Source organism: Bacillus sp. ISL-47, assembly GCF_018613175.1.
In the GTDB taxonomy this organism is placed as follows: domain Bacteria; phylum Bacillota; class Bacilli; order Bacillales; family Cytobacillaceae; genus Cytobacillus.
Genome location: NZ_JAGGQS010000035.1, coordinates 38,178 through 60,378, shown reverse-complemented (window position 1 = coordinate 60,378; position 22,201 = coordinate 38,178). Strand labels below are relative to the sequence as shown.

The following is a 22,201-nucleotide window of genomic DNA, read 5'->3' as shown; positions in this document are numbered from 1 at the left end:
TTAAAGTTGCCCCCCGCCAAAAAAGCGGGGGATTTTATTTTTACAGTTAGGAGAATGACTCTTGAGTGACAGGCATTTATTTTTAATGGGCGGCAGCCCGCCTTTCGGAGAAATTTCAGGAAGAAAATTTGCAGAGCTCTCTTCTGCATCTACAAATAAAGTAGCAGTACTCTTTTTGGAAAGGGAAGGCTGGATAAACTATATGGACAAGTATACAAGGCCTTTAAAGCAATACGGAGTTAAAGATTGCACCTATCTTCCGCTGTCCTCTTCTTCGTCAGCTTCACTTTTTGAGGAACTGCTCTGTTGCTCCGGAATCATTATTGGCGGTGGCGAAACTGAAAAATACAGGAGCTTTATAGCGGAAACAGGTCTTGGTGAATGCATCAGGAAGATGTATTGGGAAGGCATCCCCGTGGCAGGCTTCTCGGCAGGGGCTTTAATATGCCCGGAGCATTGTATAATCCCTCCAGTTGACACGCCGAAAAAGCAGCATCTTTTTCTGAATGGGCTCGGATTGATCCGTGATTGTGCTATCAGTGTCCATTTTACAAAGTGGAACGAAAGGGAAAATTTAAAAGCGGCTATGAAAAGGACTGGTGCTTCAGTTGGTTATGGAATTGATGATGGAGCAGGTATTTATTTTACTAATGAAATACCAGCTTTTAAGGATGGAAGCATTCATACATATAAAAAGATCTAAAAAGCAGACCCAATGGGCCTGCTTTTTAACTTCTTAATAGAATGTCTCTGTTAAACTTGCCTGGTGATTTCCGCTTCAGGGACTTAGCGAACAGCGGGCGGTCCGACGCTCCTCGTCCCTTAGCGCCTTTGGGGTCTCCCTTTGACTCGCTAGTCTCGTGCCTTCCGCTCCAATCATCAGGGTGCTAAATCAACATTTAGCTTTAACACAGCCAATATAATAATGGGCACCCTTATTGAGCCTGCTCTCTCTCCTTCTGTCTCTGCTTAATTTCAAACTCCTCCAGCATTGAAATCCGTTCCAGCATGGTTGGATGGCCATACCGGAATACTTTCACAAGTAGCGGCGGATTCACCTGGCTCAAGCCTGCCCTTGTCAGCTCCTGAAATGTTTGGATAGCAGCATCCGAATCCTCGGTCATTTCAATCGCATAACGATCAGCCCTTGTTTCCTGGTATCGCGAAACCAAATTGGTCAACGGGCTGGAAATGAACAAAAGCATTGAAAGAATCATTAAGAATAATGGCAAGGACCTTATATCATTTACAGCAGGAATTTTAAGCGCCCTTCCCCATTTATCAATTGCCTTTTCCATTAATTTAGCGGTCAGGTAAAGGCCCAGCAGGGACAGCAGCAAGTAGCCTCCGATTCCGATATAGATATGCTTTTCAACATAATGGGCCATTTCATGTGCCATAATAAACAGAATTTGGTCTTCATTTAATTTATTCAGGGTTGTGTCCCAAAGAACAATTCTGGAATTAGAGCCGATACCTGTAACATAGGCATTCAGCGCATTTGTTTTTTCAGCCATATCGACCTCAAAAACATGTTCAGCAGGGATATTTGCCTGATTTGCGAGTTCAAGTATTTTGGTTTCAAGTTCTTTATTTTTTAAAGGGTAAAAATCATTATAAAGAGGGTCAATGACAACAGGCTGCAAAAACATCATAAATAAGGTGAAAGGAATAGATAGAAGCCATGCGTAAAGCCACCATCTTCTCTTGCTCTTATTAATCAGCCAATATAAAACCGATACAATCAGGACCATCGTTCCATAATTAACCCAAAAATCAATGAGTTCATCCTTCATCCACCCGCTAAAGCTTTGAGTCGAGATATTATAAGTTTTCGATAATGAAAAACTGATGTAGCTTAATGGCATCGTGGCGATAAACGCAAAAAATGAAAGCCAAATAAGATAAATAGCTGTTTGCAGAAACTTATATGGTGTAGATTGCTCCGCCCATTTTTTAAAAGCCTTTGACAAACCAAATAGAAGAATGAATAAATAGAAGACCCATTCAAAGGGTGTGGAGATGAAAAACAGTAAATTTCTTATTTTTGAATATTCCTCACTAAGCATCAATTCCCTGCCGTTGAGGAATGTTGCAGGATCTGCCCGTGAGCCTTCATATTCAAACGGCAGACTGTTATCCGCAAAGTAAAATAAATACCAATAAAAAAATAAGCCGTATAAGCAAAAGGCTAACGCGCCGTAAAAGCCTAATTTTCTTGCCATCTGATTCCCCCCTTTTGGTACAACCATTCTATAATTAGTTTAGTATAAAAATCTGTAATTAGAACTATTTTAGTTGGACATTCATTCAATGATTAGGGCTGGTGTTCACTGCCACTGGTTCCAGATATTCCAGCCAGGCCGCTGCCATGATTTATCGTCCAATGAGCAATGTTTATTGGCCAAATGTAAGTTTTGCGGTTTTCCGACTCCGGATCAGCAGGTGAAAATGAATTTACCGGCTGATCTGATTATTAGGATCTACCGGCCAAATTGCGTGAATACCGGCAAACGATATTTTTGCAGCTTCAAGCTTATGTCCATGACCCGTTTAAAATCATTTCCGCAAAATAAATTTTCTAATGAAAAAACCGGCTCTATGAACCGGTTCAATGCACAATCTATCATTATCATATCTAAATAAGGAACGAATATACAGATAAAACAGCAATAGATCCTAAAACGACTACAATGACATTTGCTCCTAAAAAGGCTGCAATAAAAGCGGCACCAGCGCCCAGCAGCCCGAACCAAATATCCTCATTTATAAACAAGATTCCAGGAAAAATAAGTGCCCCTAATGTGGCATAGGGAACATTTTTTAAAACTCCCTGAACAAAGCCCGGCAGTTCTTTGCCTTTGAACAGCACAAAAGGCAAGAGTCTCGGAATATAGGTAACTAATGCCATGCCAGCTATCATCCATACCATTTGGCTACTCATGCTCCTGCCCCCTTTGCTTATTTTTCACCATTTCAATCAATTCAATCATTACAGCAGATAAAAGGGTTGCCAATACGATTGCCCAGCCAGTTGATAAAGCATTGGTCAAAGTAAAAATAATATTAAAGCATGCGGCCAGTGCAGCAAGGAATACTACCTTAGCACTTTTTTTCATTGAAGGAACAAGGAGGCCAACAAACATGGCATATAGCGCAACAGACATACTTTCCTGCAGGGTTTGCGGAAGACTCGCCCCAATCAGGTGCCCAAGCCCCGAGCAGACCACCCAGCTGGTGTAAGAAATAGAGATAAGTCCAAGCATATATCCGCTTGTTACCTTTTCATCGCGGACTGCAGCAACTGAAAAGGTTTCGTCAGTAATTCCAAAGGATAGGATAGCTTTATTCGCTATCTGGTCGTCCTCCCATTTTTCGTTAAGGGAAGTGGACATCAAAAAATGCCTGATATTCACTATAAAGGTCGTCAGGATAATTTCAAAAATTCCTGTTCCCAATGAAAGGAGGCTCAGCGATATATATTGCGCTGCACCGGCAAACACGAGAAAGCTCATTAATACTGTTTCACCAATTGAAAGCCCGGTTGTTTTTGCCAGCAGCCCGAATGTCAAGGCAACCGGGGCATATCCAATCGCGATGCTGATCCCTGACTGGAATCCTTTCCTGTACTCAGTAGCAGGCTTGTTGACTGCAATTTCTGCCATTTCGTTCACCGCCCCAAAAATATAATAATAGGTTCTAAAAATATACTATAATAGACATAATATAAAGTACGACAATTTAATATAACATATTATACATTCGTGCGTTATATTACACAATGATTTTGGAGGATATCATGGAGAATATTCAAAAAAGTATTGGGGAAAACCTGAGGAATATTCGAAAAACAAGAGGATACAGCCTTGATGCTACTGCAGAATTGACTGGTGTCAGCAAAGCAATGCTTGGGCAAATTGAACGGGGAGAATCCAATCCAACTGTCACTACCCTTTGGAAAATTGCCAGCGGCCTACAAGTCTCATTTTCCTCACTTATTAATGAGGAGTCCTCTGATGTGCATTTTATAGAATTGCAAACGATTACCCCCATTATGGAAAGCATGGGCAATTACAGGGTATATCCCGTATTTCCGTTTGACCCGCGCAAAAAATTTGAAATCTTTACTGTAGAAATTGAGCCAGGCTGCCAGCATACATCTGATAAGCATAATGAAGGTGTTGAAGAATATATCACCGTTATGTCAGGCACACTTGAATTAATAATTGGCGACCAGCGGATTACAGTCCGTACAGGCAACTCCGTTAAATTCCTGGCGAATAAAGCCCACACATATAAAAATAAGGGCGAGGTATTGATCCGGTATCAGGCAGTTATGTATTATCCATAAAATTTTTGGCATATCGCTGACAGGCGGTATGCTTTTTTTCTGGGCTTTTTCCATTTATCCAGTATATTTTCCATTTTATCTTACAGCATTAGGCATTTATCCGGCATCGAATTCTTTTTATCTTACTAGATTGAAAATTTATCTAGCATCTAAAAAATGTATCTTACATTTGGCACAATTCATCCTGGGTGTGACAATTTTGCTCTCCCATTAATAATAAATCTTGGTTTCATTGTGGACCTCTATCGCACAAGCGCTGTCTTTTCCAACTAAACAAACCGGACCAAGCATTACGCCCTGTCCGGTCTCCTATTTAAATCAATACAGCTTTGTCGCTGCTCATTTTTTCGCCGCGGATTTTCTGGAATTCTTCCAGCAATTTTTCCACAGTCAGATTTTGTTTTTGTTCTTCATTCGTTTCAAAGATGATCTGGCCTTTGTCCATCATGATCAGCCTGTTCCCGAGGTCTAGTGCCTGCTGCATATTATGCGTTACCATTAAGGTTGTGAGTTTGTAAGTTTCAACAATTTCTTTTGTAAGATTGGTAATCAGTTCTGCACGTGCCGGATCCAATGCAGCTGTATGCTCATCCAACAGCAGAATTTTCGGTTCTGTAAAAGTAGCCATCAATAAGGATAAGGCCTGCCGCTCACCGCCTGATAATAGCCCGACTTTGGCTGAAAGCCTATTCTCAAGTCCAAGGTGCAGCATTTCCAGTTTCTCCTGGAAAAATTCACGTCTTTTTTTAGAAACGCCTTTGCGTAAACCTCGTTTCATTGTCCTGGAGTATGCAATGGCCAGATTTTCCTCTATCGTCATGGATGGAGCCGTACCTGCCATAGGATCCTGAAAAACCCGCCCAATTAGCTTGGATCTTTTATGCTCCTTTACAAGGGTAACATCGGAACCATCAATCAAAACATCCCCCATATCAGGAATCAATTTTCCTGAAATCATGTTCATAAGAGTTGATTTTCCCGCCCCGTTGCTGCCGATAACCGTCATAAAGTCGCCTGGCTTTAATTGCAGGTCAATACGGTGCAAAGCGATTTTTTCATCAGGTGTTCCTTCATTAAACACTTTATGAATCTGATTTAACTGCAGCAAGCTGTTCACCACTTTTCCCGTAAGCATTAGATGCCTGATTTTTTTTTGCTTCCATTAGCCTCCGACGCTTTCTTTGCTTTTCTTTTTGCTGCTGAATCAGCTTTGGAAGGATAAGTGCACTAATAACGATTACTGCTGTAATCAACTTCATATCTCCTGTTTCCAGGAACTCAACTCTTAATGCCAGCGTTACAATAATCCGATATAAAATGGCTCCGCCGATTACGGCCAAAGTAGCTCTTACAATTGTTTTTGCTCCAAAAATAGCTTCACCGATAATAACGGATGCAAGGCCGATAATGATCATGCCAATTCCCATGCCGACGTCACTGAACCCGTTATACTGCGCCACTAGTGCTCCAGAAAAAGCAACCAGCGCATTTGAAATGCCCAATCCAAAAATCTTAAGAAGATCTGTGTCGGCCGAAAAGCTGCGGATCATCGTTTCATTATCACCTGTCGCGCGAATCGCCAAACCGACATCTGTCTTTAGGAATAGGTCAATCAGTACTTTTACAGCAAGTGCTAGAATAAGCATTAAGATAAGAATCCCCCAGGTTTTCGGTACAAAGCTCATTCCCAGTGCAGCCGTCATGCTCTGGATAGCCTGATCAACCCCAAGTCCCTGCCAGAATTCTGTAAGCTTCGTCATAGCAGTCTCCTCTGACAAAAGAGGCACATTGGACTTGCCCATTATCCGGAGATTAATAGAGTACAATGCGATCATCATTAAAATTCCTGATAAGAGCGCATTGATTTTTCCTTTTGTATGAAGCAGCCCGGTTAAGCAGCCTGCCGCAAAACCCGCCAGCATGGCTGCAATTGTAGCCAAAAACGGATTAAATCCTCCTACAATCATGACAGCTGCTACAGATGCACCTGTGACAAAGCTTCCATCAACCGTCAGGTCGGGAAAATCCAGTATTCTGAATGATAGGTAAACGCCCAGCGCCATCAAGGCATATATTGCTCCCGCCTCGATGGAACCAAAGATGGCTGTTGGCATAGTAATCTTCCTTTCTATTAGAAAAGCGCAAGCGCCTTACCCACGAAGGAACGCAGACTAAGAACGCCACGTCCTGTGGCAACGTCTGCATGACCCCCATCCTCCCAAAAGCTGCCGCTTTTGGTCGTGCGATGATTATGCTGACGAAGCCTTCCTTGTCCTGGGGGCCTCAAGCACAAGGCGAGCCTCACGGAAAGGCGTTCTTCGCCTTTATGGAGGATTGCCCGAAATGTGGAGGCGACTGTACAGGGACGACAGGCATAAGACGGTACCTGTAAGAAGGTGTTTTTCCTTCTGGAAGGAAACGGCTTATGACCCCGAGTCCCTAGGAGCCGCAACAAGACAAGCTTGTGTCCTCGAGGGGTAGGTGCTGGAGCTAGACAGTTCTCGATGTTTATCTATTAGAAAAGCTTAAGCGCTAATTATTTGCTGGTGTTATTCAACAAACTCAGCAAGGCCGTTCCATTCTTCCTTCAGTTCAATCCCCATCTCTTCAGCAGCTTTTTTATTGATAACCAGCTTTAAATTCTGAGGATATTGAACCGGAAGTTCGGATGGCTTTTTGCCTTCTTTTAATATTTGCGCAGCCATTGCTCCTGCTTCATAACCGATATCTTCATAGTCAAACCCGTAAGCTGCAAATCCTCCGCGTTTTACAGAGTCAAGCTCCCCTACGAATAAAGGTATATCATTGTCATTTGAAACCTGAATAACTGATTCCAAAGCAGAAACGACTGTATTATCGGTAATGATGTAGATTACATCCGCTTTGCCTACAAGTGACTCAGCCGCCTGTTTTACTTCTGATGAATTGGAAACGGTAGCTTCAGCAAGCTTCATATCTGTGATTGAAAGAGCTTCCTTCACCTTTTCAATCTGCACCTCTGAGTTTTGTTCGCCAGAATTATAGATAACGCCCACAGTGCCAGCATCAAACTGTTCATCGATAAATTTAACCATGTTTGGAATGGCGTCAGGATGAGTATCGGTTGTACCTGTTATGTTTCCATCCGGAGCTTCCATAGATTTGACCAATTGAGCCCCTACTGGATCCGTTACTGAAGTAAACACAATAGGTATATCCTTTGTTGCATTAAGAGCACTCAATGCACTTGGCGTGGAATTGGCAAAAATCAAATCCACTCCGTCACCTGCAAAATTATTCGCAATCGACTGGTTGTTATTTTGATCGCCCTGGGCGATTTGTACATCATAGCTTACTTCGAGTCCTTCCTCTTCCAATGCTTTCTTAAAGCCCTCCAATGCGGCATCCAATGAAGGGTGTTCCACAATCTGGGTCACCCCTACCTTAAATGAATCTTCTTTATTGCTATCTGAAGAGCTGCTGCCTCCATTAGTACTTTCACTGCCGCACCCGCTAAGAAGCACCGCTCCCAGAACACCTGCCGCAGCTATAGGTTTAAGAGATTTTAATTTTCCAAGCATTTTAGATGATCCCCCTCTTATTCTCTGTCTCTCTTCGCTTCAACACTTTTATGCTTTTATGCTTTTATTCACTAAATTATATAGTTAAGACGCTTAATATTCAAGACCTTTTTTATTATTTTCTAAAAATTTAATAATTTAATAGAAAAAACACGGCAAATTCTGCCGTGTTTTTTGGCTGCCAACCTATTTTCCTTTAAAATCTGGTTTTCTTTTTTCAGCAAAAGCTTCTAGTGCCTCTACTCTATCTTCTGTCGGGATAATGACTTCGTAGGCTTTTCTCTCAATTTGCAACCCAGTTTGAAGGTCAACACCCATTCCCTGTTTAACTGCAAACTTTGCCTGCTGCAGTGCCAGCGGTCCATTAGCCAGCATTCCATTTGCAAATTCAAGGCATTCATTTAACAGATTATCTCTATCCGTTACTTTTGTAAGTATTCCATACTCAAACGCTTCCTCAGAAGTAAGCCTTTTAGCCGTTAAGATTAATTCAAGCGCTTTTGCCTGGCCGATTAATCTCGGCAGCCTTTGGGTACCTCCTGCTCCCGGAATAATAGCAAGGCTTGTTTCTGTAAGCCCCATGGAAGTTCCCGAGACTGCTATACGGAAATCGCATGATAGAGCCAGTTCCATTCCACCCCCAAAGGCAAATCCGTTTATTGCTGCAATTGTTGGCTGCGGGAGCTGATCGATTAAAGAGAATACCTCTCCTATTTTATAAATATTCCTGCGGACTTGTTCATCTGTTAAAGTTCTGCGCTCTTTTAAATCAGCACCAACACTAAAAGCTTTTTCACCGGCTCCTGTAAAAATAACCACACGTACGTCAGGATTGGTGCGTAATTTTTCAACAGACTCCTGAAGCTCTGCTAATGTTTCATAATTAAAGGCATTCAGCGCATCCGGGCGGTTAATCGTTACGACCGCAATATGTTCTTTAAATTCAACTGTGATAGAACTCATATGTACATCTCTCCTCCATTTCCATAGCTACATAATTTCTATTCGATAAATCTAATGAAAACCCTTTCATATTTAAAAGAAAAAAGGGCAGACGTCGGGATCAGGTCTGCCCTTGCTTTTTATTTTGTCTGAAGTATTTGATTCTTCAATGCTCTTCGCAATATTTTTCCTGTTGTATTCTTCGGCAGTTCTTCCAGGAATTCAATAGAGGCAGGCACTTTGTATTTAGCTAAATGTTCAGCACAGTATGCCATAAGCTGATCTTCAGTGAGCTGCAGATTTTTCGAAACAACATAGCATCTTACTGCTTCACCAAGGTTAGGATCCGGCACACCCAATACAGCTACTTCAACAACGTCATCATGGCTGTAAAGCACCTCTTCTACCTCTCTTGGATAAACATTGTATCCTCCGACCAATATAAGATCCTTTTTGCGGTCAACGATGTAAAAATAGCCTTCTTCATCGACTTTCGCTAAGTCTCCGGTATAAAGCCAGCCGTCACGGATGGTTGCGGCTGTTTCCTCTGGCTGCTTGTAGTACCCCTTCATTACATTAGGCCCGCGAACGATGAGTTCTCCTACTTCTCCTACTGGAACCTCTTCTCCAAGCTCATTTACTACTTTATTTTCAACATTTACGATTGATTGGCCAATAGACCCTGCTTTCCTCGGCTTGTCGAGCGGATTGAAACAAGTAACCGGAGATGCTTCAGAAAGGCCATAGCCTTCAGAAATCATAACATTGAATTTTTTCTCAAAACCGTGCAGAAGCGCAACCGGCATAGCAGCCCCTCCTGAAATGCAAAGGCGCAATGACTTTAAGTCCTCCGGGTTCCCGTCCTCATGTTGTAGGAGGAAGTTGTACATAGTTGGTACTCCTGCAAAAACGGTAGGTTCAAATTTCTTGGCCAGTCTGAAGATTTCTTTAGGGCTGAATTTAGGGTCTATGAGAATAGTAGCCCCATTCATCAGCGGTGCATTTAAAGCAACCGTTAAACAAAAGACATGGAACATTGGCAGTGTCGTAATAACTCTATCATCTTCGTTCATATGCAGATAATCACTGACACCCTTCGCATTGCTGTATAAGTTTTTGTGGGAAAGCATGGCACCTTTTGGTTTTCCTGTAGTACCTGATGTGTACAGGATTATAGCTGTTTCATCTTCCTCAAGCTCAGGCCCCTGAAATCCTAAATCACCAGAAGTTACGAGCTGTGTAAACGATTTCATTTTTGGATAAACAGATAAAGCCGTCACATCCAAGTCAGAAGCCTTTCCCTGCGGGGTTTCACAAATGATGTAACTCTCTACCATTGGAAGAGCCTTATGCATTTTTTCAACCAGTGGCACTAATAAATCAAGTGTGACGACTGCTTTAACATCGGCATTATTAACAATATAGCCAATCTCATCCGGTGTATAAATCGGGTTAATCGGAATGACAGTAGCCCCTAGGCGCAGTGCACCATGCAGACCGATTACGAAATGAGGCGAGTTTCCCAATAATAAGGCAATATGGTCCCCCTTCTTCACTCCCAATTTTGAGAGTCCATCTGCGAATTTCGTTACAGCACCATCAAGCTCTGCATATGTACTTGATTGATCCATAAAATAATAGGCGGTTTTATTCCCCATCTTTTTCGCAGTTTCATGCAGCTGCTGAGTTAAATTCATCTTCACATCCCCTTTAGTGAATGAATAATCATTCATTTTTATTTAAAAAATTTTCTAAATTTATTATATTGAAAGAAATTTTTGTATTCAAGTAGTAAAGCAAATTGTTCACAATTTCTTTTAGCAGCTTGAATCACCTCACTGTCTATCTTTATACAAGCATAGAAAAACCGGCAGGATGCCGGTTTCTGAATTAATACACAAGATTGATGAATTCTTCTTTTGTTACATTGCCGAAGTAATGTTTAATGTCGACTTCTTCCATCGTTTTTTCAATTTCTGTTTTTTCATAGCGGATTCCTGTGAGCTTGTTTTCAATATCGCTTACATCGCCCACCCCAAAGAAATCGCCGTAAATTTTGCAGTCTTCGATTTTCCCTTTTGTCACATTCAGCCTGATATCAATTTGCCCCACTGGGAAGCGGTGGGAATGCTGGAGATCAAATTTAGGTGACTTCCCATAATTCCATTCCCAATTTTGATATCGTTCTTTTGAGAGCTGGTGAACTTTTTCCCAATCTTCATCTGTCAGCTTATATTCAGGGACTTCATCCAAATCTCCGAAAATATTATTAAGAAGCATTGAACGGAACTCTTCGATTGTTATTTTATTATCCAAAAACTCCGAAATGTTTGCGACCCGGCTTCGGATGGATTTAATGCCTTTTGATTCGATTTTATCCTTCTTTACCTTTAGTGCTGAAACCACGCTTTCAATTTCCGAATCAAACAAGAGTGTGCCATGGCTGAACATTCTGCCCTTAGTAGAAAATTGGGCGTTTCCGGAGATTTTTCTGCCTTCTGCCGTCAGGTCATTTCGTCCGCTCAGTTCGGCATTAACACCAAGTTTCTTTAGAGCATTAATAACTGGCTCGGTAAACTTTAAGAAGTTGTGGAAGCTCTCGCCATCATCTTTTGTAATAAAGCTGAAGTTTAAGTTCCCTAAATCATGATACACGGCACCCCCGCCTGATAACCGCCTAACTACGTGGATTCCGTTGCTTTCTACATACTCTGTATTAATTTCTTCAATGGTATTCTGGTTTTTTCCGATGATAATAGATGGTTCATTAATGTAAAACAGTAAATAAGTTTCATTAATATCAAGGTTTTTCAGCGCATATTCTTCAATTGCAAGATTTATTCTTGGATCCGTTATGCCCTGGTTGTCTATAAATAACATCCTTTTTCACTCCTTAAAAAGTATGTGACCATTGATAGTCAGCTATTGATATAGGCCCATTATATTTACTTGCGGCCTCTTCCTTCAGCTTCTGAAGCTCACCATAATGAGGCAAATGAGTCAGCAGTAAATTCTTAACATTCGCTTTGCTGGCTAATGTTCCCGCATCCAAGCTTGTCATATGTCCTGCGTTTTTCACATTTTGATGCCCATAAAAATTGCATTCGCAAACGAGCAAATCCGCTTTATCACTAAATATTTCCAATTCTTCTTTGTAGGAAGTATCAGCAGTATATATTAGCGTTTTTCCACCTGCTTCAATTCTCATTGCATAGCATGGAACCGGATGATTTGTTTTTAAAAACCTGATTTGAAATGGCCCTGCTGACAGAACATCCTCAGGATTATAGGCCACTCCCTGGGTAATGGCTTTGTATGTAAGTTTGGCAAATTCCGGCTGATCCAAAGCATGTCCATAGATGGGAAGTGTGTCTGTTTTTTTGCCCAAAAAGCCCTGGATCAGCCTGGCATGCTGCAGAACCCCAATATCGGCTATATGGTCTGGATGATAATGTGAAATGATCACAGCGTCCAGATCTTCCGGCTGGATAAAATTCTGCATTTTTGCCAGTACCCCGCTGCCGCAGTCAATCAGCAGATGAAATCCTTCATGCTCCAGTAAATAGCCTGAGCTTGCCCCATCAGCTTTAGGATAACCGCCCCAGCCGCCGATTACTGTTAACTTCATCACTATTCCTCCTTATTAGAAAAGCCCAATGCGCCTGCTTATCGGCGAAATGACCTCGAGCCGTTGGCGCCTGGAGCTAGACAACAATCAAATTCTCAAATGTAAAATCTTTTCCAAGAGAGCGCATTGCGCCCGAGTTAGAAAATTATTAAGGTTCAGGGATCAAAGCAGGCAAAGCTTCTACGCCTAAATGAGCTCTCATTTTCCTAAGTCCAATATACTCGATTATGCCTATTTTTTCACTTTTTTAAAATTGTATTGAAACAGCCGTTGACAACATTAATCTGTTATAATACAATATTATTAAATAATCAAACTATTTAGAACAAAAAAAACAAATTTATTGGGAGGCTTCAACATGATTCAAAACATTATGGAATTCTTTAGAAATTTACCGGCAAAACAATGTTCAGAGTGTGGAAAATCAATTGAAGAGCAGCATGAGTGCTACGGAAACAAATGTGATAAGTGCATGGGAATGACAGATTTATAGGTTACTATACTAAAAGCCAGCCCGACATGGGCTGGCTTTGTTCTTGTTTTAATCCAACTGTTGTACTACAGCGGCAAATCTCTTTTTATACATAGCAGTGAAGTAGATAAATGTACCTGCAATAAACAGTGCAGTGAATAATAATAGAATCACAGCATTTTCCTGCAAAAAGTCGAAGTTGCCGCTAGAAATTACTGCTTTAAATCCAGAAACTGAATAAGTCATCGGCAAATAGGCATTAATTGGCTGTAACGCATTTGGGATGAGTTCGAGCGGGAATGTACCAGCACTGGTTGTTAATTGCAGAATTAGTATAATAATCGCTGCAAAACGGCCTGGATCTCCGAACACTGTCACCAGGAATTGAATAAGAGATATATACGTCAGGCTTGTTATGATCGTGTATAAAATAAATAATGTTACACTTTGCACTTCAAGTCCCAGCCCACCTAGCAGGATTAATGCTGCAATTACAGCTTGAATGATCCCTGCTCCGCATAGGATAAGGAACTTTCCTAAAAACCAGCTCACGCTTGAACGGGGTATCGCCGCAGGCTCCCTCATTGGAAACACAATAGACAGCAATAATGCCCCTACAAATAGACCAAGAGATAAGAAATAAGGAGCAAATCCTGTACCATAGTTTGGGACCTCATTCATTTTTTCATTATCCACTTTTACAGGTTTGGCCAGCATATTAAACGTTTCATCATTCGCATTTGCCAAAGATGACTTCTCTGCACCTTCAGCGAGTTTTCCAGCTAATTCTGAAGACCCTTCATAAATTTCAAAGTTTCCCTCAGCCATTTTAACTGCTCCGTCTTCAAGCTGCTTTGCTCCGCCTGCAAAAGCGAGGGATCCTTGGGATAATTGGGCAAGTCCACCGGATAATTCAGCCGTTCCATCAGCTAGCTGGCCTGCACCTTCCCTTGCCTCTGCAAATTTTCGGCCGAACATATCCATGCCTGCCTGGAAGTCATGGTGGCCTTTCACGAGCTCCTGCGAACCGGTTTCCAGCTTTGCACTACCTTCTGTCAGCTGGTTTATTCCTTGCTGAAGCTGTTTTTGTCCTTCATTAAGCTGTCCTGCCTTTTGGGAAATTTCCGCTCCGCCAGCCGATATCTGGCCAGCAGACTGTGCAAGCTGTGCAGAACCTGTTTTAAGCTGATCCAAAACAGCTGTCAGCTCAGCTTTTTCCGCAGAGTCTTCAGGAAGCTTTGAAATGACTGCTTGCAGGTTCTGCTCGAGCTGTGCAGCCCCTGCACTAAGATTCTGTGCTTCGAATTGCCATCGCTCCAGTGAAGAAGATAGTGTTATTGCTCCATTTTGAAGCTGTTCAGTTCCGGAAATCATCCCTGGAAATTTTTCATTGATGGTGAACATCCCCTCTTTCACCTGGGATATTCCCGAAGAAAGTTCTTCACTTCCCGACTCTAATTGGGTTGAAGCATCTTTCAGTTTAATTTGCCCTTCTTCAAGCTGCACCAGTCCATCAGATAGGGACCTTGCACCAGCGGCTATTTCCTGTGATCCTTCGGAAGCACTGCTGAGGCCTCCCTGAAATTTTAGTGACTTGTCTGCCAAAAGAGCTAATTTTTCTTGCAATGTAAGTGAACCGGCTTTTAACTCGGCTGCTCCTTCACTGATTTTATTCGCTCCTTCACTGGCCTGCTCCAATCCATCAGAAAGCTCTCCCATTTTTTCAAACATGGTTTCTGCATAGGTCTCTGTGACTTTTTCAGAAAGAGACTCTTTAATTTTATCAACTGCTGTACCCCCTATTTGTGCTGATAAAAAGTTATAGCTTTCATTAGGCACATAAATCAGCTTCATTTTTTGCGGCCGATCATTTAATAAGGTAGTGGCATTTTCAGAGAAGTCCTCCGGAATTTCAACAAGCATATAATACTTCTGATTTTCGAGATTTTTATAGCCTTCTTCTTTATTAACAAATTTAAAATCAAAGTCCTTACTTTCCTTCAGTTTATCCACAAGTTCATTGCCAAGCTTCAGTTCTTTATCCTCAAAATATGCACCCGCATCTTCATTTACAATCGCAACTGGCAAATCCTCCAAATGATCATATGGATCCCAGAATGCCCAAAGAAACATACCGCTATATAAAATTGGGATAAACAAAACGGCTATGATTGGAATTAAGAGCTTTTTATCTTTTACTACCGCTGATAATTCTTTTTTAAAAAGACTGCTTTTCATGGTGTACCCCTCCAGTTTACTATTTGACCAAATTATTCATTTAGTCAATTCACTCAAAAAATAGAGGATTATCTAGTGAGATAATCCCTTCATGATATATTGTTCAAAAAGCATGGCTATTTTTGATTTCTCCAAAGGTTTGTGGCGCTGCTCCCAATCAAAGATCAGCGCAATATAGACTTTTAGCATAACAAACGCAGTCAGCTCTGGATCACACTCCCGGATTTCACCTTTTCCGATAGCCTGTGTGACCTTTTCCTTCAAGTAATTTAAAATGGCATCCTCCAATTGTCCTATAACTTCCATTACGGCAGGCGTTCCCATTTCTTTTTCTTCCTGGTAAAGCTTTATGGTAAGCTGATGTTTTAAGCGAAACTCCAATATCTTATATAGGCCGCGGTGAACATTTGCATGAAAAGAAAGGGATGGATCAATAGCCTCATCAGCAGCAGCCTTCATCTCCGTAATAAGTGAATGGATAATTTCATCGAAGAGCTCTTCCTTATTTTTAAAGAAAGTATAAATGGTTCCTTTTCCCACATTCGCAAGCTTTGCAACCTGATCCATTGTTGTTGCTTTATAGCCAAACAAGGAAAAGGATTTTGTGGCTGCTTCTAATATCTGCTGTTTCCGATCGATTGGCATTTCATCACCTCATGCAATATGACTAAATGAACAATGTGGTCATTTTCTTCAAATAGTAATTTAACATACTTCGTTATAAAAAAGCAACCATGCTGTTGCCCAATTCCAAAAGAAAAGCTGTCACGAATGGACAGCTTCTTTCTTGGTGCTATATAAATAATCTAAAACACTTTGGACTGCGGCTTCTCCCTGGTCAATACAATCAGGCACTCCTAATCCGTCATAGGAGCTGCCTGCCAGAAAAACACCCGGCAACTTTTCTTTAGCCTGTTTTTTGGCACTTTCAATACGCTCTTTATGTCCCACAGTATATTGGGGCATCGAATCTTTCCACCTTGTTACGTATGCAAAATCAGGGTCCATTGTGATATTCATAGTTTTGTTTAAATCATCGAGCACAATTTTAACAATTTGATCGTCTGATAAATCCACAACGGCCTCGTCACCCGCTCTTCCTACGTAACAGCGCAGCAGCACCTTTCCTTTTGGCGTGGAATGGGGCCATTTTTTGTGTGTCCATGTACATGCTGTAATCGTGTAATCGCTATTCCTCGAGACGACAAATCCAGTACCGTCAATATCCTTTGCAATGGCTTCTTCTGGAAAAGCAAGAGCTACAGTTGCTACAGAAGTGGACGGCATTTCTATAAACTGATCAAATAGTCCCCAGTGAGAAAATATTGAGTGTAATGTCTGGTGAGGAGCTGCCATAACAATACTATCTGCCTGCAGCTCCTCTCCCCCATTGACAGCAATTGTATAGCCGCTGCCGTTTTTACCGATAGATTCCACACGGTATCCCTTAAGTACAGAGCCAGGCTCCAGCCTGTTTTCAATTGCATCTACAAGCGATTGCAGTCCAGATTTAAGCGTGAGGAACATCCCCTCTTTTCTCTTGGGGCTCCCTGCTTTTTTCTGTTGTGAGCCTGTAGCCTTTTTCATTCCCAAAATCAGGCTTCTATATTTCTGCTCCACTTGGTAAAACTGCGGAAACGTTGACATTAAGCTTAATTGGTCTATGTCTCCTGCATAAATGCCGGATAGAAGCGGCTCAATCAAGTTTTCAACCACTTCGTCCCCAAGCCTTCTACGGAAAAATTGGCCAAGCGACTGATCCTGTGCAGGATTGGAACGTGGAAGTACAAAGTCAGCTGCTGCTCTTGCCTTTGCAGCAGGCGAGAATAGTCCGGTTGTGATAAAAGGAGCGATTTGAGTTGGGATACCCATTATGGACCCGCCCGGCATTGGATAAAGCCGCTCCCTCACAAGCACATAGGATTTTCCTGATGCATTCCTGATAAGCTCTTTCTCCATGCCAGCTTCTTTTGCAAGCCGGGATGCACTTTGCTTGCGGGCCAGAAATGAATCAGGACCTCTTTCTATGACATAGCCGTCTCTTTTTATCGTTTGAATTTTGCCGCCAAGACGATGGGAAGCTTCCACAAGCTTTACATCCAAAAGCATCCCTTTCTCTTTGGCTTCTTTCTGCAAATAATACGCTGCAGTTAACCCGGTAATTCCCCCGCCGATAATAACAACCTTCTGTCTCTCTCCCTGCACGGTAAATCGCCTTCTTTACTTAATTTTCACTTGCTCCCATTCAGCAATTTAAAAATGGCATCTGACATTGCATCAATAAATTCAGGCTTGGAATTAGGCATTTCAGGACGATAATAGCTTGCACCAAGTTCATCTGTTACGACTCTGCATTCATAATCGTTGTCGTAAAGGACTTCCAAATGGTCTGAAACAAAGCCAACAGGAGTATAAACAAATGCCTTATATCCCTTCTTCTCATATAACTCTCTCGTCAAATCCTGAACATCAGGGCCAAGCCATGGTTCAGGCGTGTTTCCTGCACTTTGCCAGCCAACAGCATAGTCGCTGACTCCAGCCTGCTCAGCAATCATATCAGCTGTTTCCTGCAGCTGATGCGGATACGGATCCCCTGATTGAAGAATCTTTTCCGGCAAGCTATGGGCAGAAACGATTAACACTGCCGAATTTTTTTCCTCGGAAGGCATCTTATCAAACGTCTCTTTCACCCGATCAGCCCAGTATTTAATGAACTTAGGCTCTTTATACCAGCTTTCAACAGACTTTATATCAGGGCCGCCGAGCTTTTCTGCTTCCTCTTTTGCTCTTCCGTTATAGGACTTCACGCTAAAGGTAGAAAAGTGGGGGGCAAGGACAATGCTGACGGCCTCTTCGATCCCATCCTCGTGCATTTTTTTAACTGCATCTTCCACGAAAGGCTCAATATGCTTCAAGCCAAGGTACATTTTAAATTCATATTTATCCTGAATTTCATTTAAATGCTGTTCAAGCTTTTCAGCCTGTTCTTTCGTAATTTCTGCAAGCGGGGATATTCCGCCGATTGCTTCGTATCTGCTTCGCAGATCTTCTAGCATTTCTTCAGACGGTTTTCTTCCTCTGCGAATGTGTGTATAGTAACGCTCCAGGTCTTCTTCCTTATAAGGAGTTCCATAAGCCATTACAAGTAAACCCAATGTCTTCTTACCCATGTTATCCACCTCTATTTTTTTCTGTCTCTAGTCCCTTATTGTGCCAAAAAACAGCCGGATTACCAAAACTAATGCTCATGAAAAATGCTAATCCGGTATGCAGCTGCCGGTCCTGCAGCATGCCAGTTTCTAGTGAAAAAGGGCTACTTGCTCAGTGTTGATGAAGAGTACTCATGGATAAATGCTGTTAGCTTTCTCAGTGTATCAGGGTTTACTTCAGGGAAAACCCCGTGCCCCAGATTAAAGATATAGCCTGGCTGTGCCATCCCCTGGTCCAAAATGGCTTTGGCTTTTTCCTCGATAACTTCCCAAGGAGCAAGCAATATAGCTGGATCCAAGTTTCCTTGTACAGTTTTGGTTATTCCCTTCGCTCTTGCCTCTTGTATAGGCAGGCGCCAGTCGAGCCCCACTACATCTAGCGGCAGATCATGCCACTCCATTGCCAGGTGGCTTGCGCCAACACCGAACATGATTAGCGGTACATTTTCTTCCTTTAATGCAGAGAAAATACGATTCATAACCGGCTTGATAAAATAACGATAATCTTCAACATTCAATGCACCTACCCACGAATCGAAAATCTGGATAGCTTTTGCCCCTGCATTGACTTGGGATTTTACATACGTAATCGTCATTTCTCCAAGCTTTTCCATTAAAGCAAACCATGCTTTGGGTTCGGCATACATAAAAGCTTTTGTTTTGTTATAGTTTTTTGAAGGACCGCCTTCAATCATATAGCTGGCAAGAGTAAATGGAGCCCCTGCAAATCCGATTAAAGGTACAGTTAACTGTTCTTGTGTAAGCAGCTTAATGGTATCCAGTACATATGGCACGTCTTCTTCAGGATGAATTTCTCCTAACTTTTCCACGTCAGCCAGAGAACGGACCGGGTTAGAGATCACAGGGCCAATGCCTGACTTTATTTCCACGTCCACACCAATAGCAGGAAGCGGTGACATAATATCTTTATAAAGAATAGCAGCGTCATTGTTATATTGTTCAACCGGCAATCTAGTCACATAAGCACAAAGCTCAGGCTGATGTGTAATTTCAAAAAGGGAATACTTTTCTTTAATTGCTCTGTATTCAGGCTGTGAACGGCCTGCCTGGCGCATATACCATACAGGGACATGTTCAGTCTTCTCTCCTTTGGCGGCCCTCAGGAATGTATCGTTAAATGATTTAGTCATTAAATTTTATCCACCTTTCAAGACTTGTCTGCATATTATTGTAATATATATGTACATAAAGTGAAACTTCAATCGGAGGGAGGCTTTCCCTTCTGATTGTTAGTTGATCCAATCGGCCTTTACGGGCAGTTTGAATCCCACCTATCCTCCTGCGATTCCTCTGATTCTTAAAGTAGGAGTTCAATTGCCCGTTAGACTGAGACTATTAAAAAGAACGCTAGTGTCTATCCTTAATGAATATATCCTTTTTTCACTGTTCTTGTATAGATTTGAAGGCCAAATGTCAAAAAATTGACGTTTTTACTATTGATATAAGGGAAATAATTAGAAGATTGGAAGTTTAAAACCATTTAATTTTTTTATATTGCATGCCCATCTGCATATAATGGGTAAAAAATAGGCGAGGTGAAAGAAATGAACTTATATATGACTAGCGGAACTTATGATTATTTAAAAAAGATTGAAGACAAGCACCCAAATGAAACAATGGTAACAATGCAGAATCCTGACAATGCCGTATTAATTCACGAAACATCAGGTACAACCCTTTTTAGAGAGCCGCGTTCCTACGAAGTAATTGATTCTTCAGGTGTCTTTGCCCCTGCAGGCTTTGCTGTTCTGAATAATATTCCTGTTACAGATGAAGGCAGGCCTCTTTTTGAGCACCGCTTTAAAAACAGGGCAGGAGTAATAGAAAATGAACCCGGATTTGCAGCAATCCGGGTACTGCGGCCGCTTGAATCGAACACGTATATCATCCTGACCCTATGGAAAGATGAGAAGTCCTTTAGAGACTGGCAGAGCTCCAAAGCATACGAAAAAGCACATGAAAACCGCGGGACTGAAAGCGGCATTGACAAGCAGCCGCAAATATTCTCAAGCCCTTCGTATGTGACAAAATATTATATCCCCAAAAAGGACAACTAAGTGCATAAAAAAAGGATGAGCTATACCCGCTCATCCTTTTTTACGCTGCTTTTTATGATTCCATTTCGGTTGGCATATACGGCTGCCTGAGTCCGATCAGACACGCCCAGTTTGCTCAAGATGTTGCTGACATGCGTTTTAACCGTTTTAATGCCAATAAATAGTTCATCACTGATTTCCTGGTTAGTCATCCCTTCTCCAATGCACATTAGAACGTCAAACTCCCGTTCAGTCAAATCATCATGCGGTTTTTTTTCCTGCGCACGGAAACGGCTAACCATCTTATTTGCTACTTTTGATTCTATAACAGGCTCCCCTTGTGCAGCTTTCTTAATCGCAGCTACCACGTCTAAGGCATTTGCTGTTTTAAGCATGTAGCTGAATGCACCCGCTTCGATGGCAGGAAAAACCTGCTCATCATCGTAGTAGCTTGTAATGATGATGATCTTGCAGCCTGGGTAACTTTTTAGAATCTCCCTGGTTGCTTCAATTCCGTTTCCGTTTTCCATTAGCAGATCCATAAGGACTATTTCCGGCCTTTCTTTTAGAACCAGCTGTACAGCTTCTTTTCCGCTGCAAGCTTCCCCAATAACCTTTATTCCTGCCTCAGTAGCCAAATAGGAAATAATCCCTTTTCTTACCATCTCATGATCATCAACAACAGCCACACGAATCACCTTAACCCCTCCCCTTTGCTGGAATTCTAATATCTATATAGGTACCTTCATTCTCCTTGGAACGAATTTTAAATATACCTCCAACTTCCTCACAGCGTTCTCTCATTGTTTTCAGGCCATAGGAAGCAATCCTCTCTTTATGAGGATTAAAACCCTTTCCGTTATCTGCAATAAAAAGATAAACATAATCTTCTTCCTCTGTTAAGGAAACTTTAATTTTTCCTGCATCAGCATGGCGGAGAACATTTGATAGCGCCTCCTGAACAATTCGAAACAAATGCTCTTCAGCTGCTTTCGAAAGATTTTCAATTTCATCAATGCTTGCCTGAAAATCAATATTTGTCTTAGCCTTTAATTCCTGAATTAACTTAATAATTCCATCACAAAGCCTGTCATCACTCAGCTGGATAGGCCTTAAGTGAAGGAGGAGCGCTCTCATTTCTCCCTGGGCTTTGGCAGCGATCTCCGATATTTCATTTAACTGCTCCCTCGCTTTGTCAATGTCGAGGTCAAAAACCCTAAGTGCAGCTGAAGACATCATACTTAGAGCAAAAAGCTGCTGGCTTACCACATCATGAAGGTCCCTCGCCAAACGCTGTCTCTCCTCCATTACAGCAGCAGAGTGGGCTGTTTGTGCCAGTGCGGACTTTTCATCAGCCAGCCTTTGCATGGAAAATACCTGCTCTTGAATATTTTCCGCCAGCTGATTAAGTTCCTCTGATATTAAGCCTATTTCATCTTTTTCATATGATTCCATTCTGTCTGTATATTTTCCGCTCCTTAATGTGGAAACAAATATTAAAATATCCCCTAGCCGCCCTTTGATTAAGTAGCTGCCCTTCAGCCCGAAATATGCACCGGTAAGCAATAAAATGGATAATGAGTACAAAAATAGCCAGAATGTGCTTTGTATAGTCAGAGGGGCATCGGGATTATAAAATAAATAAACCTGTAGACCGACAAAAAAAATCAGTGAACTAATAATCGCCATCATGATAAAGCTTTGTACAAACCAATATCTGATTCCAGTTTTTTTCATGATATTA

General features: G+C 41.8%; 21 protein-coding genes. 4 read left to right on the top strand and 17 right to left on the bottom strand.

Features of this window, described 5'->3' with window-relative positions:
- Positions 1–61 precede the first annotated feature (61 nt).
- The gene (locus J7I93_RS12285) at positions 62–703 is read left to right on the top strand and encodes a Type 1 glutamine amidotransferase-like domain-containing protein (RefSeq protein WP_214726156.1); all 642 of its coding nucleotides are present in this window, start codon (positions 62–64) and stop codon (positions 701–703) included.
- 232 nt (positions 704–935) lie between these two features.
- On the opposite strand, the gene J7I93_RS12280 is transcribed toward J7I93_RS12285, so the two are convergent.
- From J7I93_RS12280 to J7I93_RS12270, 3 genes are all read right to left on the bottom strand, one after another.
- Positions 936–2,225: a M48 family metallopeptidase gene (locus J7I93_RS12280; protein WP_214726155.1), complete on the bottom strand. Its 1,290-nt coding sequence runs from the start codon at positions 2,223–2,225 to the stop codon at positions 936–938.
- A gap of 413 nt (positions 2,226–2,638) precedes the next feature.
- Complete coding sequence (locus J7I93_RS12275; RefSeq protein WP_214726154.1) at positions 2,639–2,944, bottom strand: AzlD domain-containing protein; 306 nt, start codon at positions 2,942–2,944, stop codon at positions 2,639–2,641.
- Positions 2,937–3,665 (bottom strand): AzlC family ABC transporter permease, encoded by a 729-nt coding sequence (locus J7I93_RS12270; RefSeq protein WP_214726153.1) that lies wholly within the window; start codon positions 3,663–3,665, stop codon positions 2,937–2,939. The genes J7I93_RS12275 and J7I93_RS12270 overlap by 8 nt, the downstream gene beginning before the upstream one ends.
- Positions 3,666–3,799: 134 nt before the next feature.
- Here J7I93_RS12270 and J7I93_RS12265 point away from each other — a divergent pair, with 134 nt between their 5' ends.
- On the top strand, positions 3,800–4,351 hold the full coding sequence (locus J7I93_RS12265) for a helix-turn-helix domain-containing protein (protein ID WP_214726152.1): 552 nt from the start codon (positions 3,800–3,802) through the stop codon (positions 4,349–4,351).
- A gap of 313 nt (positions 4,352–4,664) precedes the next feature.
- On the opposite strand, the gene J7I93_RS12260 is transcribed toward J7I93_RS12265, so the two are convergent.
- From J7I93_RS12260 to J7I93_RS12230, 7 genes are all read right to left on the bottom strand, one after another.
- Positions 4,665–5,459 (bottom strand): ABC transporter ATP-binding protein, encoded by a 795-nt coding sequence (locus J7I93_RS12260; protein WP_214726151.1) that lies wholly within the window; start codon positions 5,457–5,459, stop codon positions 4,665–4,667.
- Complete coding sequence (locus tag J7I93_RS12255) at positions 5,434–6,465, bottom strand: ABC transporter permease (protein ID WP_214726150.1); 1,032 nt, start codon at positions 6,463–6,465, stop codon at positions 5,434–5,436. Before J7I93_RS12255 ends, J7I93_RS12260 begins: the two co-directional genes overlap by 26 nt.
- Before the next feature lie 435 nt (positions 6,466–6,900).
- Positions 6,901–7,911 (bottom strand): ABC transporter substrate-binding protein, encoded by a 1,011-nt coding sequence (locus J7I93_RS12250; RefSeq protein ID WP_214726149.1) that lies wholly within the window; start codon positions 7,909–7,911, stop codon positions 6,901–6,903.
- Positions 7,912–8,097: 186 nt separating this feature from the next.
- The gene (locus J7I93_RS12245) at positions 8,098–8,874 is read right to left on the bottom strand and encodes an enoyl-CoA hydratase-related protein (RefSeq protein WP_214726148.1); all 777 of its coding nucleotides are present in this window, start codon (positions 8,872–8,874) and stop codon (positions 8,098–8,100) included.
- Positions 8,875–8,993: 119 nt separating this feature from the next.
- Positions 8,994–10,550, bottom strand: a complete 1,557-nt coding sequence (locus J7I93_RS12240; protein ID WP_214726147.1) for a fatty acid--CoA ligase family protein — start codon at positions 10,548–10,550, stop codon at positions 8,994–8,996.
- Between the two features lie 193 nt (positions 10,551–10,743).
- Positions 10,744–11,733: a lipoate--protein ligase gene (gene lplA, locus J7I93_RS12235; protein WP_214726145.1), complete on the bottom strand. Its 990-nt coding sequence runs from the start codon at positions 11,731–11,733 to the stop codon at positions 10,744–10,746.
- 13 nt (positions 11,734–11,746) lie between these two features.
- The gene (locus J7I93_RS12230) at positions 11,747–12,481 is read right to left on the bottom strand and encodes an MBL fold metallo-hydrolase (protein WP_214726143.1); all 735 of its coding nucleotides are present in this window, start codon (positions 12,479–12,481) and stop codon (positions 11,747–11,749) included.
- 358 nt (positions 12,482–12,839) lie between these two features.
- Here J7I93_RS12230 and yhfH point away from each other — a divergent pair, with 358 nt between their 5' ends.
- Positions 12,840–12,974, top strand: a complete 135-nt coding sequence (yhfH, locus tag J7I93_RS12225) for a protein YhfH (protein ID WP_069187882.1) — start codon at positions 12,840–12,842, stop codon at positions 12,972–12,974.
- A 48-nt stretch (positions 12,975–13,022) separates the two neighbouring features.
- Here the strand turns inward: yhfH and J7I93_RS12220 are convergent, their stop codons facing one another.
- The 5 genes from J7I93_RS12220 to hemE all read right to left on the bottom strand — a co-directional run bounded on the left by J7I93_RS12220 (position 13,023) and on the right by hemE (position 19,551).
- Entirely contained in the window at positions 13,023–15,191 is a 2,169-nt protein-coding gene (locus tag J7I93_RS12220) for a YhgE/Pip domain-containing protein (RefSeq protein ID WP_214726142.1), read from the bottom strand.
- Positions 15,192–15,263: 72 nt separating this feature from the next.
- On the bottom strand, positions 15,264–15,836 hold the full coding sequence (locus tag J7I93_RS12215; protein WP_214726141.1) for a TetR/AcrR family transcriptional regulator: 573 nt from the start codon (positions 15,834–15,836) through the stop codon (positions 15,264–15,266).
- 120 nt (positions 15,837–15,956) lie between these two features.
- Positions 15,957–17,396 (bottom strand): protoporphyrinogen oxidase, encoded by a 1,440-nt coding sequence (gene hemY, locus J7I93_RS12210; RefSeq protein WP_214726140.1) that lies wholly within the window; start codon positions 17,394–17,396, stop codon positions 15,957–15,959.
- Positions 17,397–17,422: 26 nt separating this feature from the next.
- Entirely contained in the window at positions 17,423–18,361 is a 939-nt protein-coding gene (gene hemH, locus J7I93_RS12205) for a ferrochelatase (protein WP_214726139.1), read from the bottom strand.
- Positions 18,362–18,504: 143 nt separating this feature from the next.
- Positions 18,505–19,551 (bottom strand): uroporphyrinogen decarboxylase, encoded by a 1,047-nt coding sequence (hemE, locus tag J7I93_RS12200; protein WP_214726138.1) that lies wholly within the window; start codon positions 19,549–19,551, stop codon positions 18,505–18,507.
- Between the two features lie 414 nt (positions 19,552–19,965).
- Between hemE and J7I93_RS12195 the strand changes: the two genes are divergently transcribed.
- A complete protein-coding gene (locus J7I93_RS12195) occupies positions 19,966–20,478 on the top strand; it encodes an antibiotic biosynthesis monooxygenase family protein (RefSeq protein ID WP_214726137.1) in 513 nt (170 codons plus the stop codon).
- Between the two features lie 20 nt (positions 20,479–20,498).
- Here J7I93_RS12195 and J7I93_RS12190 read toward each other — a convergent pair whose 3' ends face one another.
- Positions 20,499–21,155 carry a response regulator gene (locus tag J7I93_RS12190; protein ID WP_214726136.1) on the bottom strand — a complete coding sequence of 219 codons (657 nt, stop codon included), beginning with the start codon at positions 21,153–21,155 and terminating at the stop codon, positions 20,499–20,501.
- 1 nt (position 21,156) lies between these two features.
- Positions 21,157–22,194 carry a sensor histidine kinase gene (locus tag J7I93_RS12185; RefSeq protein WP_214726135.1) on the bottom strand — a complete coding sequence of 346 codons (1,038 nt, stop codon included), beginning with the start codon at positions 22,192–22,194 and terminating at the stop codon, positions 21,157–21,159.
- Between the last annotated feature and the right edge of the window lie 7 nt (positions 22,195–22,201).

Excerpts from the sequence above, each read along its gene's own strand:
- yhfH (WP_069187882.1), top strand. The coding sequence starts at position 12,840 with ATGATTCAAAACATTATGGAATTCTTTAGAAATTTACCGGCAAAACAA.
- J7I93_RS12270 (WP_214726153.1), bottom strand. The coding sequence starts at position 3,665 with ATGGCAGAAATTGCAGTCAACAAGCCTGCTACTGAGTACAGGAAAGGA.
- J7I93_RS12275 (WP_214726154.1), bottom strand. The coding sequence starts at position 2,944 with ATGAGTAGCCAAATGGTATGGATGATAGCTGGCATGGCATTAGTTACC.
- hemH (WP_214726139.1), bottom strand. The coding sequence starts at position 18,361 with ATGGGTAAGAAGACATTGGGTTTACTTGTAATGGCTTATGGAACTCCT.
- hemE (WP_214726138.1), bottom strand. The coding sequence starts at position 19,551 with ATGACTAAATCATTTAACGATACATTCCTGAGGGCCGCCAAAGGAGAG.
- J7I93_RS12195 (WP_214726137.1), top strand. The coding sequence starts at position 19,966 with ATGAACTTATATATGACTAGCGGAACTTATGATTATTTAAAAAAGATT.
- lplA (WP_214726145.1), bottom strand. The coding sequence starts at position 11,733 with ATGTTATTTATAGACAACCAGGGCATAACGGATCCAAGAATAAATCTT.
- J7I93_RS12230 (WP_214726143.1), bottom strand. The coding sequence starts at position 12,481 with ATGAAGTTAACAGTAATCGGCGGCTGGGGCGGTTATCCTAAAGCTGAT.
- J7I93_RS12265 (WP_214726152.1), top strand. The coding sequence starts at position 3,800 with ATGGAGAATATTCAAAAAAGTATTGGGGAAAACCTGAGGAATATTCGA.
- J7I93_RS12185 (WP_214726135.1), bottom strand. The coding sequence starts at position 22,194 with ATGAAAAAAACTGGAATCAGATATTGGTTTGTACAAAGCTTTATCATG.
- J7I93_RS12245 (WP_214726148.1), bottom strand. The coding sequence starts at position 8,874 with ATGAGTTCTATCACAGTTGAATTTAAAGAACATATTGCGGTCGTAACG.
- J7I93_RS12240 (WP_214726147.1), bottom strand. The coding sequence starts at position 10,550 with ATGAATTTAACTCAGCAGCTGCATGAAACTGCGAAAAAGATGGGGAAT.
- J7I93_RS12250 (WP_214726149.1), bottom strand. The coding sequence starts at position 7,911 with ATGCTTGGAAAATTAAAATCTCTTAAACCTATAGCTGCGGCAGGTGTT.
- J7I93_RS12220 (WP_214726142.1), bottom strand. The coding sequence starts at position 15,191 with ATGAAAAGCAGTCTTTTTAAAAAAGAATTATCAGCGGTAGTAAAAGAT.
- J7I93_RS12280 (WP_214726155.1), bottom strand. The coding sequence starts at position 2,225 with ATGGCAAGAAAATTAGGCTTTTACGGCGCGTTAGCCTTTTGCTTATAC.
- J7I93_RS12255 (WP_214726150.1), bottom strand. The coding sequence starts at position 6,465 with ATGCCAACAGCCATCTTTGGTTCCATCGAGGCGGGAGCAATATATGCC.
- J7I93_RS12215 (WP_214726141.1), bottom strand. The coding sequence starts at position 15,836 with ATGCCAATCGATCGGAAACAGCAGATATTAGAAGCAGCCACAAAATCC.